This window comes from Streptomyces sp. NPDC094143, from assembly GCF_040303825.1.
In the GTDB taxonomy this organism is placed as follows: Bacteria; Actinomycetota; Actinomycetes; order Streptomycetales; family Streptomycetaceae; genus Streptomyces.
In genome coordinates this window covers 55,300-68,008 of sequence record NZ_JBEOTZ010000031.1, presented here as the reverse complement: position 1 = coordinate 68,008, position 12,709 = coordinate 55,300, and the positions used below count along the sequence as shown (strand labels likewise).

At 73.3% G+C, this 12,709-nt stretch carries 10 protein-coding genes and 1 pseudogene; 3 read left to right on the top strand and 8 right to left on the bottom strand.

Annotation, left to right across the window (positions count from 1 at the left end; genetic code table 11):
• Positions 1 to 31: 31 nt before the first annotated feature.
• Positions 32 to 1,183 (bottom strand): acyl-CoA dehydrogenase family protein, encoded by a 1,152-nt coding sequence (locus ABTZ58_RS30970; RefSeq protein ID WP_351363773.1) that lies wholly within the window; start codon positions 1,181 to 1,183, stop codon positions 32 to 34.
• Between the two features lie 94 nt (positions 1,184 to 1,277).
• Between ABTZ58_RS30970 and ABTZ58_RS30965 the strand changes: the two genes are divergently transcribed.
• The 3 genes from ABTZ58_RS30965 (at position 1,278) to ABTZ58_RS30955 (ending at position 3,744) form a co-directional block, all read left to right on the top strand.
• Positions 1,278 to 1,919 (top strand): TetR/AcrR family transcriptional regulator, encoded by a 642-nt coding sequence (locus ABTZ58_RS30965; protein ID WP_351363770.1) that lies wholly within the window; start codon positions 1,278 to 1,280, stop codon positions 1,917 to 1,919.
• Between the two features lie 58 nt (positions 1,920 to 1,977).
• Complete coding sequence (locus ABTZ58_RS30960) at positions 1,978 to 2,688, top strand: ArsR/SmtB family transcription factor (RefSeq protein ID WP_351363767.1); 711 nt, start codon at positions 1,978 to 1,980, stop codon at positions 2,686 to 2,688.
• Positions 2,689 to 2,778: 90 nt separating this feature from the next.
• Entirely contained in the window at positions 2,779 to 3,744 is a 966-nt protein-coding gene (locus ABTZ58_RS30955; protein WP_351363860.1) for a DMT family transporter, read from the top strand.
• Here the strand turns inward: ABTZ58_RS30955 and ABTZ58_RS30950 are convergent.
• The 7 genes and pseudogenes from ABTZ58_RS30950 to ABTZ58_RS30920 form a co-directional block, all read right to left on the bottom strand.
• Entirely contained in the window at positions 3,733 to 5,100 is a 1,368-nt protein-coding gene (locus ABTZ58_RS30950; protein WP_351363764.1) for an MFS transporter, read from the bottom strand. The genes ABTZ58_RS30955 and ABTZ58_RS30950 overlap by 12 nt on opposite strands.
• A gap of 227 nt (positions 5,101 to 5,327) precedes the next feature.
• Positions 5,328 to 6,410: a Zn-dependent alcohol dehydrogenase gene (locus ABTZ58_RS30945; protein ID WP_351363761.1), complete on the bottom strand. Its 1,083-nt coding sequence runs from the start codon at positions 6,408 to 6,410 to the stop codon at positions 5,328 to 5,330.
• A 20-nt stretch (positions 6,411 to 6,430) separates the two neighbouring features.
• Entirely contained in the window at positions 6,431 to 7,819 is a 1,389-nt protein-coding gene (locus tag ABTZ58_RS30940) for an aldehyde dehydrogenase family protein (RefSeq protein ID WP_351363758.1), read from the bottom strand.
• A 171-nt stretch (positions 7,820 to 7,990) separates the two neighbouring features.
• Positions 7,991 to 9,331 (bottom strand): ABC transporter ATP-binding protein, encoded by a 1,341-nt coding sequence (locus ABTZ58_RS30935; RefSeq protein ID WP_351363755.1) that lies wholly within the window; start codon positions 9,329 to 9,331, stop codon positions 7,991 to 7,993.
• A gap of 200 nt (positions 9,332 to 9,531) precedes the next feature.
• Positions 9,532 to 9,735 (bottom strand): annotated as a pseudogene (locus tag ABTZ58_RS40285) (class F sortase); the annotation flags it as partial.
• A 230-nt stretch (positions 9,736 to 9,965) separates the two neighbouring features.
• On the bottom strand, positions 9,966 to 11,210 hold the full coding sequence (locus tag ABTZ58_RS30925; protein WP_351363749.1) for an MFS transporter: 1,245 nt from the start codon (positions 11,208 to 11,210) through the stop codon (positions 9,966 to 9,968).
• Between the two features lie 30 nt (positions 11,211 to 11,240).
• Entirely contained in the window at positions 11,241 to 12,692 is a 1,452-nt protein-coding gene (locus ABTZ58_RS30920) for a CitMHS family transporter (RefSeq protein WP_502996155.1), read from the bottom strand.
• Positions 12,693 to 12,709 lie beyond the last annotated feature (17 nt).

Genomic DNA, 12,709 nt, shown 5'->3' with positions numbered 1-12,709 from the left:
CGCCGCATCCGCCGAAGTACTCAGGCGCTACTCAGAACGCCGAGACCCCCGTCAGGGCCCGCCCGATGACCAGTTTCTGGATCTGGCTCGTGCCCTCGTACAGAGTCATCACGCGGGCGTCCCGCAGCAGCTTGCCGGCGGGGTACTCGTCGATGTAGCCGTAGCCGCCGAAGACCTGCAGCGCGTTGTTCGCGGCGCGGACGGCCGCCTCCGAGGCGAACAGCTTGGCCTTGGACGACTCGACGGCGAACGGCTGCCCCCGGTCGATCAGGTCGGCGACCCGCCAGGTCAGCAGCCGGGCCGCGTCGACGTCCACGGCGATGTCACTGATCAGCTCCTGGACCAGCTGGTGGTGGGCGATGGTCCTGCCGAACTGCTCGCGCTCGCCCGCGTACCGCACGGCCGCCTCCAGCGCGGCCTGGGCTATGCCGACACAGCCCGCCGCCACGGACATCCGGCCCTTGGCCAGGGCCGACATGGCGATCGAGAAGCCCTTGCCCTCCGGTCCGAGCAGTGCGGAGGCCGGCACGCGCACGCCCTCCAGGACGAGTTCCGCGGTGGCCTGGCCGCGCAGCCCGAGCTTGCCGTGGATCGTGCGGCGGGTCAGGCCGGGCGTGTCGGTGGGGACCAGGAAGGCGGAGACGCCCTGGTGGCCGGGGGCGTCGGTGGAGCGGGCGAAGAGCAGGACGACGTCGGCCCAGGTGCCGTTGGTGATGAACATCTTGGTGCCGTCGATGACGTACTCGTCGCCGTCCCGCACCGCCCGGGTCGTGAGGCTGCCCGCGTCCGAGCCCGTGCCCGGCTCGGTCAGCCCGAAGCAGCCCACCGCCGCGCCGGAGGTCAGCCCGGGCAGCCACCGCCGCTTCTGCTCCTCGCTCCCCCAGGCGGCGACGGTCTTGGCGACGAGCCCGAGGGAGACGGAGACGATCCCGCGCACCGAGGAGTCGCCCCGGCCGAGCTCCTCCGTGACCAGGCAGTACGCGAGGTGGTCGCCGCCGGAGCCGCCGTACTCCTCGTCGATCGTCAGCCCCAGGAAGCCGACCTCGCCGAGCTTCTTCACGATCGACCGGTCGACCTCCTCCGCACGGTCCCAGGCGACGGCGTGCGGGGCGACCTCGCGCGCCACGAAGTCCCGGGCGAGCTGCCGTACGGCGGTCTGCTCCTCGCTGAGCCCAAGGTTCACCACAAGCCACCCCTCGAAAACCGTGTCCGGCGCGGATGCCGCACCGTTTTAATTAGCACTGCTAGTTTATGACGGCAGCCCTACTATGTGCGCCATGGCCCGACCGCGCAAGCCCTTGCTCAGCACCGACCGGATCGTCGAGACGGCCCGCGCGCTCGTGGACGCGGAGGGCCTCGCGGCCCTCTCCACCCGCCGGCTCGCCGCCGAACTGGGCGTCAGCGGGCCCTCGCTCTACAACCACTTCCGCACCAAGGACGAGATCCTGGAGGCGGTCGCCGACTCGGTGAGCGGCCAGGTGGACCTGTCGATGTTCCAGGACGGCCGGGACTGGCGGACCGCGCTGCACGACTGGGCGGTCTCCTACCGGGCCGCGCTGCGCGACCACCCCAACATCGTCCCGGTGCTGGCCCGCGGCCCCGGCCGGCGCCCGGCGGGGCTGCGCCTCGCGGACGCGGTCTACGGCGCGATGGTCGACGCGGGCTGGCCACCGGCGCAGGCCACCTCCATCGGCGCGCTGATGCGCTACTTCGTGATGGGCTCCGCGCTCGGCTCCTTCGCCGGCGGCTTCGTGGACGACGCGAGCGCCTACGACCCCGCCGACTACCCGCACCTCCAGCAGGCGCACCTCCTCGCCGAGCAGCAGGAGAAGATCGACGAGCGCGCCTTCGAGACCGGCCTGACGGCCCTGCTGGACGGGCTGGCGCGCCAGTACGAGCAGGTGCGGCGGACCGCGTAGGCCGCGCGGGCCGGACACTTCGGCGCCGGCCGAAGGATCCGTGTTCCATGCTGGGGGCATGACGACGAGGGCCCCACAGGCCAGCGCGCTGGCCCGGCTCGCCGGGCTGGTCGCCGACGAGACCCGGGCCACGTGCCTGCTCGCCCTGCTCGACGGGCGGGCCTGGACGGCGGGCGAGCTGGCCCGGCACGCGGGTGTCGCCGCGTCCACGCTGAGCGAGCACCTGGGCAGGCTCGTCGCGGGCGGCCTGCTCACCGAGGAGCGGCAGGGCCGGCACCGCTACGTCCGGCTGGCCGACGCGCGGGTCGCGCAGCTGGTCGAGGACCTGGCGGCGCAGGTGGCGCCGGACCGGGCGGCACGGCCGCGGAACCTGCGTGCGTCGAGCGCCGGTTCCGCGATGGCCCGGGGCCGCACCTGCTACGACCATCTCGCCGGGCGGCTCGGCATCGTGGTCACCGACGCGCTGACGGTCCGCGGACTGCTCGTGCAGGAGACCGGGTTCGCGCTCACCGACGCCGGGCTCGCCTGGTTCGAGGCGGCCGGGATCGGCCTCGACCGGCGGGGGCGGCGGCCGCTGGCCCGGGCCTGTCTGGACTGGACCGAGCGCCGGCCGCATCTGGCGGGCGTGGCGGGCGCGGCCCTGTGCCGGCACGCCCTGGAGTCGGGGTGGTGCGTGCGCATCGGCTCGGAGCGGGCGGTGAAGGTGACGGAGGTCGGTGAACGGGCCTTGTCCGACCTCCTGGGCGTCGAGCCCGCCGCCCTGCGCTGACCGCCGCTGCCCCGTCACGCGCCGACGGGCGGCGCCCCGTCCGGAATCCGCGAGCCTCCCGCCCCGCCTCCCCCTAGCCTCAGGAGCATGATGAGCACCCCTCCCCCCGCGTCCGCCCGTCGCGCCGAGATGACGGCCGCCGCCGCGGCCGCGGTCACCGTCGTGCTGTGGGCGTCCGCCTTCGTCTCGATCCGCAGCGCGGGCGACGCCTACTCGCCCGGCGCGCTGGCGCTCGGGCGGCTGCTGGCGGGCGCGCTGACGCTGGGCGTGTTCTGCCTGGTGCGGCGGGAGACCTGGCCGCCGCGCTCGGCCTGGCGCGGGATCGCGATATCGGGCGTGCTGTGGTTCGGCTTCTACATGGTCGCCCTGAACTGGGGCGAGCAGCAGGTCGACGCCGGCACGGCCGCGCTGGTGGTGAACACCGGGCCGATCCTGATCGCGCTGCTGGGCGCCCGCCTGCTCGGCGACCCGATGCCGCCGCGGCTGCTGGCGGGGATGGCGGTGTCGTTCGCCGGTGCGGTGACCGTGGGTCTGTCGATGTCCGGCGAGGGCGGTTCCTCGGTGCTCGGGGTGGTGCTCTGCCTGCTGGCGGCGATCGCGTACGCCGGCGGCGTCGTGGCGCAGAAGCCGGCGCTGGGCTCGGCGAGTCCGCTGCAGGTGACGACGTTCGGCTGCCTGGTCGGCGCGGTGGTGTGCCTGCCGTTCGCGGGACAGCTGGTCCAGGAGGCCACGCGGGCACCGGCCTCCGCCACGCTCAACATGATCTATCTGGGCGTCTTCCCGACCGCCCTCGCCTTCACCACCTGGGCCTACGCGCTGTCCCGTACGACCGCGAGCAGGATGGGCGCAACGACGTACGCGGCGCCCGCGCTGGTCGTCCTGATGTCCTGGCTGTTCCTCGGCGAGGTGCCGGGGCTGCTCACCCTGCTCGGCGGTGTGCTGTGCCTGGCGGGCGTGGCGGTGTCCCGGTCGCGCTCGCGGGCGGCGGCCCGGGCCGCTGTTCCGGAAGTGGTTCCGGAACACCGGCCCGAGCAGGCGCCGGACTCAGCTCGCTGACCCGGCATCCGCGCGGGCCTCGGACACGGCCTGCGGCTCCGTCGCGCGGGCCCGGCTCGCGAGGACCCTGATCGAGACCAGGGCGATCACCGCGAGCCCGATGATGTAACCGGAGACGGCCATCGAGGTGCCGGTCGCCTCCAGCAGCAGCACCATCACGAAGGGGGCGAGCCCGCCGCCCGCGACGGCTGCGATCTGGTAGCCGAGGGAGGCCCCGGTGTAGCGCATCTCGGGCGTGAACAGCTCGGCGAACAGCGCCGCCTGGGGGCCGTACATGATGCTCAGGAAGCAGCTGGCGACGAACGTGCCGACCGCGAGCCACAGCAGCGAGCCGGTGTCGATCAGCAGGAACAGCGGGACGGCCCACAGGGCGATGCCGACCGCGCCGAGGGCGTAGATCCGGATGCGGCCGACGCGGTCGGAGAGGGCGGCGGAGGCCGGGATCAGCACGAGCTGGGTCAGGCTGACGCAGAGCGAGACCGTGAGGACCGGGCCCTTCTCCATGTCCAGTTCGCGGGTGGTGTAGTCGAGGACGCCCGTGATGAGGATGTAGAAGGTCGCGGTGTTCACGGCGAAGGAGCCGCCCGCCAGGAGCACCGTGCCGAGGTGACCGCGCAGGATGGTGCGCAGCGGCGAGCTCTGCTCGGACTTCTCCTGCTGCGCGAGCGCCCGCTCCGCCTCGCGGAACGCCGGGGTCTCCTCGACGCGGGTGTGGATGTACCAGGCCAGGCCCAGCACCAGCAGGCCGACCAGGAACGGCACGCGCCAGCCCCAGGCGGTGAACGCCGAGTCGGTGGTGAAGGCCCCGGCGGCCAGGAAGACGGTGTTGGCGGTGACCACGCCGATGGGGACGCCGAGCTGGACGACGCTGCCGTAGACGCCGCGCTTGCCCTCCGGGGCGTACTCGGTGGCCAGGAGCATCGCGCCGCCCCACTGGGCGCCGACCGCGACGCCCTGGGCGACGCGGAACAGCACGAGCAGGATCGGGGCGGCGACGCCGATGGTGTCGTACGTCGGGAGCAGGCCGATGCCGGTGGTGGCCACGCCCATGAGCGTGAGGGCGAGGACCAGCATCGGCTTGCGGCCGCGCTTGTCGCCGAGGTGCCCGGCGACGATGCCGCCGAGGGGGCGGGCGAGGAAGCCGACGGCGAAGGTGGCGAACGAGGCGAGGACGCCCGCGGTGGGGCTGCCCGCGGGGAAGTACAGGTCGCCCAGGACGAGAGCGGCGGCGATGCCGAAGACGAAGTAGTCGTACCACTCGACGGCCGAGGCGAGTGCCGCTGCGGTGGCGACCCGGCGGCGGTTGCCGGCGGCGGGCGGGGTGGGGCCGGGCTGAGCGGAAGGTGCCGTGTCCATGCGGTGCGCGCTCCGGGGGTGCGGGGACGGAACGGGGGGTGGCTCGGGTTCAGGGAACGTACTGACCGGACGGTATGTACGTCAACGGGTCGTGCACCAGGACTTTTCGCCTGTACATGGCGCTCGGCGGACGGATGCGGACACGGCGAAGCCCCGGCCTCGCGGGAAGGCCGGGGCACAGGAGGGGAGAGGGGAACGGGGAGACGGGGGACGGGGACGGGGGCCTGCTAGAACACGACCAGTGCGCGGCCGCCCTTGCCCGCCAGCATGTTCTCGAAGGCCGCCGGGATGCCGTCGAGGGAGATGCGTTCGGTCACCAGTGCGCTCAGGTCGAGGCGGCCCGCCCGGACGTGCCCGGCCAGGACGGGGAGGTCCCGGGCCGGGTCGGAGTTGCCGTAGACGCAGCCCGTCAGGGTGCGGCCCCAGTGGAAGATCTCCAGGGCGTTGAAGGTGACCTGCTGGTCCTTGCCGCCGATGCCGACGACCGTGGTACGGCCGCCACGCCGGGTGGAGTCCCAGGCGGTGCGGATGGTGACGGCACGTCCGGCGCACTCGACGGCCACGTCCACGCCCTGCTTGCCGGTGAGGCCGCGGATCTCGCGGGCGGTGGTGCCGGAGGCGACGAGGTAGTCGGTGGCTCCGGCCGTGCGGGCGAGTTCCTCCTTGGCCGGGGAGACGTCCACCGCGATGATCTTGGAGGCGCCGGCGATCCGGGCGGCCTGGAGCGCGGCGAGGCCCACTCCCCCGACACCGAAGACGGCGACCGTCTCGCCCCGCCGGACGCGGGCGGAGTGGTGCACGGCGCCGTAGCCGGTGAGGACGGCGCAGCCCAGCAGGGCCGCGTCGGCGAGCGGGACGCCGTCCGGGGCCGGCAGCACGCAGGACGCGGGGACGACGGTCTCCTCGGCGAACGCGGCGACGTTCAGGCCGGGGTGGAGGTCGGTGCCCTCAGCGGTACGGGCGTGGACGCGGGCGGCGCCGCTCAGGGCGTCGGCGCACAGCCAGATCTCCCCGAGCGAACAGGCGTGGCAGACGCCGCAGGACGGGGCCCAGTTGAGGACGGCCCCGTCGCCGGGCGCGACGTGGGTGACGCCCTCGCCGACGGCGACGACCGTGCCGGCGCCCTCGTGGCCGAGGACGGCCGGGACGGGCAGGCGCATGGTGCCGTTGGACAAGGACAGGTCGGAGTGGCAGACCCCGGCGGCGGCGAGCCGGACGTGGACCTGTCCGGGTCCGGGGTCGGGCAGTTCGATGCCGGTGATCTCCAGCGGGGAGCCGACGGCGGGCAGGACGGCGGCGCGGACAGCCATGACGGAAGGGACTCCCCTGACTAGAACTGGAGGGACTTGGTCTGGAGGTACTCGGCCAGGCCGTGCACGCCGAGTTCGCGGCCGACGCCGGACTGCTTGTAGCCGCCGAAGGGGGCGAGCGGATTGAAGCGGCCGCCGTTGATGTCGACCTGGCCGGTCTCCATCCGGCGGGCGAAGGCCACCGCCTCGGCCTCGTCCCCGGCCCAGACGGCGCCGGCCAGGCCGTAGACCGTGCCGTTGGCGATCCGCAGGGCGTCCTCCTCGTCCTCGTAGCGGAGGATCGACAGGACCGGGCCGAAGATCTCCTCCTGCGCGATGGTCATGTCCTCGGTGACGTCGGCGAAGACGGTCGGGCTGACGAAGTAGCCGGTCTCGCGCGGGGCTTCGGGGCCGCCGGCGACCAGGCGGGCACCCTCGGCGACGCCCTTCTCGATGTAGCCGCGCACCCGGGCCTGCTGCCTGGCGTTGACGACCGGCCCGATGCGGTCGCCGTACTTGGCCGCGGCCGCGGCGGCGAGTTCCACCGCCTCGTCGTACCGGTCGCGGTGGACGAGCATCCGGGTCCAGGCGCTGCACGTCTGCCCGGAGTTGGACATGACGTTGGCGACGCCGACGTTGACGGCCCTGGCCAGGTCGGCGCTCGGCAGGATGACGTTGGCGGACTTGCCGCCGAGTTCGAGGGCGACCTTCTTGACCTGCCCCCCGGCGATCGCGGCGATCCCGCGGCCGACGGCGGTGGAGCCGGTGAAGGAGACCAGGTCCACGCCGGGGTGCTCGGCGAGGGCCTGCCCGGCGACCGGGCCGAGGCCGGTGACCAGGTTGAACACGCCCGCCGGTACCCCCGCCTCGTGCACGGCGTCGGCGAAGAGACGGGCGACCAGCGGGGTGTCCTCGGCGGGCTTCACCACGACCGTGCAGCCCGCCGCGAGGGCCGGGGCGACCTTGGCGACGATCTGGTGCAGGGGGTAGTTCCACGGCGTGATCGCGGCCACGACCCCGATCGGCTCGTGGTGCACGACCGAGTTGCCGGTCTTCTCCTCGAAGGCGTACGTCGCCGCCAGCTCGGCGTAGGAGCCGGCGACCGCGACGGGCACGGCCGCGTGGACGGCCTGCGAGAACTTCAGGGGTGAGCCGAGTTCGGACGTCACCGTCTCGGCGATCTCGTCGGCCCGGGCCGCCAGGACGTCCCGGAGGGCCGAGAGGCGGGCGGCCCGCTCGGCGGGCGGGGTCGCGGCCCAGCCGGGCAGTGCCTCCCGGGCGGCCCGTACGGCGGCGTCGACGTCCTCGGCGGTGCCGGCCGGGACCGTGCCGATGACCTGCTCGTCGACCGGGTTCACGACCTCGATCACGTCCTGGCCGGCGGCGGGGCGCCAGGCGCCCTGGATGTACATGCCGTCGTGTGCCTTCATCGCGCTTCCTCCGGGGCGGGGGCGTCGTCGTCCGGCACATAAACTAGCGGCGATAGTTTTCTGGCGCCAGACGTTCCGGGACCCGGGCTCGCCGGGTCCCGGCCCATCACAGCACGGCCGGGCCCGGCCCGGGTGTGCGGCTGCTCACTCCCGCCGCTCACCCTGCGCTGCTCACTCCTCCAGGTCGGGCAGGTGCGCCGGGCTCGGGCAGATACGGTCGCCGTGCTGGTCGAAGACGAACAGGTGGGCGAGGTCGACCAGGAGCGGCACCTGCATGCCGTGCCGCAGGGCCAGGTCCGGGGTGGTGCGGACGATGAGGTCGCCGGGCAGCCGGGGCTGGGCGGCCGTGGGGCGCGGATCGGCGTCACCGGGGTGTTCCAGGGCCACCACGGGCCCGGCCCGGCCGGCTCCGGTCCGCTCCCGCAGCCGGGTGAGGACCGAGCCCTCCCGGCGGCGGCGCCGTACGGGACGGCCGGGGCGCGGGCGCGGGGCCTCCAGCTCCGGGACGACGGCCGGGCTGGAGCCGGTGTCGAAGTGGACGAGGATCTCGTGCCCCTGGAACTCCACGTGCTCGACCAGGCCGGTGAGCGGCACCTCACCGGGGCGGGCCGCGCTGTGCCTGGCGATCCGCACGGCCTCCGAACGCAGGCCCACGATGACCTCGCGGCCCTGCTGGACCCGCAGCAGCTGGTGGTCCAGCGAGAGCGGCTCGGGCAGGCGCAGGAACTGCTTGCCCAGGCTGATGGTCATCGCCCCGTCGAGCGGGGCACGGACCAGGCCGCGCAGCAGGTTGATGCGCGGGGTGCCGATGAAGGCGGCGACGAAGACGTTGGCGGGCAGCGCGTAGACGGCCCGTGGGGTGCCGACCTGCTGGAGCACGCCGCCGCGCAGCACCGCGACCCGGTCGCCGAGCGACATGGCCTCGGCCTGGTCGTGGGTGACGTAGAGGGTGGTGACGCCCAGCTCCTTGGTCAGCTGGGAGATCTCGGCGCGCAGATGGGTGCGGAGCTTGGCGTCCAGGTTGGACAGCGGCTCGTCCATGAGGAACGCGGAGGGGTGGCGGGCGATGGCCCGGCCCATGGCGACCCGCTGGCGTTCACCGCCGGAGAGCTGGCCGGGCAGGCGGTCGAGGAGGTCCTCGATGCCGAGCATGCGGGCGGTGGCGTCCACGCGGGGGGCGGGGTCCGTGCCCGGGGACTCGAGGCGCAGCGGGAAACCGATGTTGTTCCGGCTGGTCATGTTCGGGTAGAGGGCGAAGTTCTGGAAGACCATCGCCATGTCCCGGCCGGACGGTGGAAGGTCGTTGGCGTACTCGCCGTCGAGCAGCAGCTCGCCCTCGTCGATCTCCTCCAGTCCGGCGATCATCCTGAGCACGGTCGACTTGCCGCAGCCGGACGGGCCGAGCAGGACGAGGAACTCGCCGGGTGCGATGTCCAGCGAGAGCCGGTCCACCACGCGGGCGCCCCGCGTGTAGGCCTTGCTCACGTCGTGCAGGGAGATGGCGCGTGTCATGAGGTGCCCCCGAGGGGTCTTCAGGGCGCTGGTGCTCCGCGGTCGGAAGCCCCGTACGGGCCGTACGGGGCTGTGGGTCACGGAAGTTAACGGATTGTGCCCGGCCGGGGGAAGACACCGAACCGGATCGGGGGCGGCGTTCCGACTGGTGAGAAGGCGGAATCCCTGATTCGGGCGGGGGCGGTGCCGGTGCCCGGCCGTCAGCGGATGCCGGTGAGGTGGGCGAAGACCACGACGCTGCCCGAGTAGCCCTTCCGGCGGTCGTACGTGCCGCCGCAGGTGATCAGGCGCGACTCTGGGCGGCCCCGGGCGCCGTACACCTCCTGGCGCGGGAAGTGCGGCTTCTCGTACGACGTGATCCGGTCCACGGCGTGGACGGCGGTCCGCCCGTCCGCCCGGCGGGCCTTTCCGGGCTGGGTCTGGATGGTCCAGTTGACCTCCTCCCCCGCGTCGAAGGTGGACGCGGCGAGGACGGCGGTACGGGTGCCGGCACGGCGCGCGAGGGGTACGACGGGCAGGAAAGCCGGCGGCCGGGAGCTGCCTCCAAGTCGGACGATTTTCATACAAACCCCACGCCACCTGACTCTGTGTCACCTCACCGCCCGGAAGACGTGCAGCGCCGCCCGGCGACGCGTCAGGTATCGCTCTCACGGCGCAGTGACACCCGCCGCCGGCCGGTCTTCGCCACCCCTCCGGCCGGCTCGGGCGGGGCGCTCCCCCGCGACCGCAGCGCCACCCCGGCGGAGACCAGCAGCAGCACCCCCAGCATCACGAACGGCGCCGCCACTCCCGCGACCCCGGCGACCACACCGGCCGAGGCGGGCGCGGCGACCTGGCCGAGCCGGTTGCCCGTCAGGCGCAGCGCGAGGGCCGTGGAACGCGCGTGCTCCGGCGAGGCCTGGACGACCGTCGTCATGGACAGCGGCTGCCCGACGCCGAGGCAGAAGCCGAGGAGCACCAGCAGCAGCCCGAGCGCCCACACCGGCACCGGCAGGGCGATGCCCGCGCACAGCAGGGCCGCCAGCAGACAGGTGACGGTGAGCAGCAGGGTCCGGCCGATCAGCCGCAGCAGGGGCGTGAGGACCAGCCGGCAGGCGATGGTGGCCGCCGCGCGCAGGCTGAGCAGGAGGCCGATGACCGACGGCGCGATGCCCCGGTGCTCGCCGACCACCGGGAGGTAGGCGGTGAGGATGTCGGTCGCGGACAGCACGGCGAGGCTGATGAAGATGCCGGCGGGCACGCCCCGGGTGCGCAGGATGCCCCGCACGGGGACACGCTCGCCCTTGGCCGCGCGGGACGCGGACGCCGTACGGCGGTGCTCGATGCGCCAGAGCGAGGTGAACGCGACCGCCGCCGTCGCGCCGGCCGCGAGCAGGGCCAGGGCGCTGGTGCCGGCCATGTCCTCGCCGCCGATCAGCGCGCCGGCGGCGACGGGGCCGACCAGCTGTCCGAGGGCCGCGCCGATGGTGAAGTGGCCGAAGTTGCGGTCCTGTTCGTGCGGCGCGGACTGGCGGGCGACGAGGGACTGCGAGCCGATGACGAAGCAGAGGTGGCCGAGGCCCATCACCCCGCTCCACAGCGCCATCGTCCACAGGGACCCGGCCACGCCGCTGAGGGCGCAGCCGCCGGCGATCAGGACCACTCCGAGGGGCAGCAGGGGCGCGCAGCGGCCGTGGTCGGTGCGGCGGCCCAGGGGCACGGCCGCGAACAGGGGCAGCAGCGCGTACACGCCGGCGATCACACCGACGGCCCGCTCGTCCGCGCCCAGCGCGAGGGCCCGGTAGGAGACGGCGGGCCGGGCCATCGACACCGCCCCCTGCGCGAAGGAGAAGGCGATGACGAGGCGGAGCAGCCAGCCGCGGTTCCCACCGGGCCTCACGATGTCCTCCATGGAGTGTCGTACGCGCGGTCAGATGATGCCGAAGAGCATGCCCGCCGCCAGGATGACCAGACAGGTGAGGGCGGCCCACTTCACGACGAACCTGGTGTGGTCGCCGAACTCGACCTTGGCCATGCCGACCAGGACGTAGACGGCGGGGACGAGGGGGCTGGACATGTGCAGCGGCTGGCCGACCAGGGAGGCGCGGGCCATCTGCAGCGGGGAGACGCCGTGCGCGGCGCCGGCCTCGGCGAGGACAGGCAGGACACCGAAGTAGAAGCCGTCGTTCGACATGAAGTACGTCAGCGGCAGGCTCAGGAGGCCGGTGACGAGGGCCATGTGCGGGCCCATGCTGCCGGGGATGACGTCCACCATCCACTTGGCCATGTGGTCGACCATGCCGGTGCCCTGGAGGACGCCGGTGAAGACGGCGGCGGCGAAGACCATGCCGGAGACGTTCAGGACGTTGTCGGCGTGCGCGGCGATGCGGGCCTTCTGGTCGGGGATGTGCGGGAAGTTCACCGACAGGGCGAGTGCGGCACCGAGCAGGAACAGCACCGGGATGGGGAGCAGTTCCAGGATCATGGCGGTCAGCAGGCCGACCGTGAGCAGCGCGTTGAACCAGTAGAGCTTCGGGCGCAGGGTGGAGCGGTCGGGGTCGAGGCCCTGGAAGCCGTCGTCCTCGGCCGGGCCCCCGGCGCCGCCGGTGCCCTCGGGCGCGTCCGTGCCGGAACCGGCGCCGCCCGGGCCGGTCTTGCGCAGGGAGACCGTGTCGTCGCCGGAGGCACCGGCACCGGCACCGGCACCGGCACCGACGAGGACCGTCTCGGTCTCCTTCTCCTCCTCCAGCACCTCGTCCAGCGTCAGCACGCCCAGCCGCCGGCGCTCGCGCACGCCGAGGACGTAGGAGAGGACGAAGACGAAGAGCAGGCCGACCAGGAGCGCGGGGATCATCGGGACGAAGATGTCGCTGGCGTCGAGCTTGAGCGCGGTCGCGGCGCGGGCGGTCGGGCCGCCCCAGGGGAGGGTGTTCATCACGCCGTTGGCCATGGCGGCGACGCCGGTCATCACGACCAGGCTCATCTTCAGGCGCTTGTACAGCGGGTACATCGCCGAGACGGTGATCATGAAGGTGGTGGAGCCGTCGCCGTCCAGCGACACGATCGCGGCGAGCACGGCGGTGCCGACGACGATCCGCATCGGGTCGGCTTTGCAGAACTTGAGGATGCCGCGGACGATCGGGTCGAAGAGACCGACGTCGATCATCACGCCGAAGTAGACGATCGCGAACATCAGCATCGCCGCGGTGGGGGCGAGGCTGGTCACGCCGTCGATGACGTAGTCGCCGAGGTGGGCGCCCTTGCCGACGAACACGCAGAACAGCGCGGGGATCAGCACGAGCGCCGCGATCGGCGACATCTTCTTCATCATGATCAGGACCAGGAAGGTCGCGATCATGGCGAAGCCGAGGATGGTCAGCATGAGTGGATACCTAACGT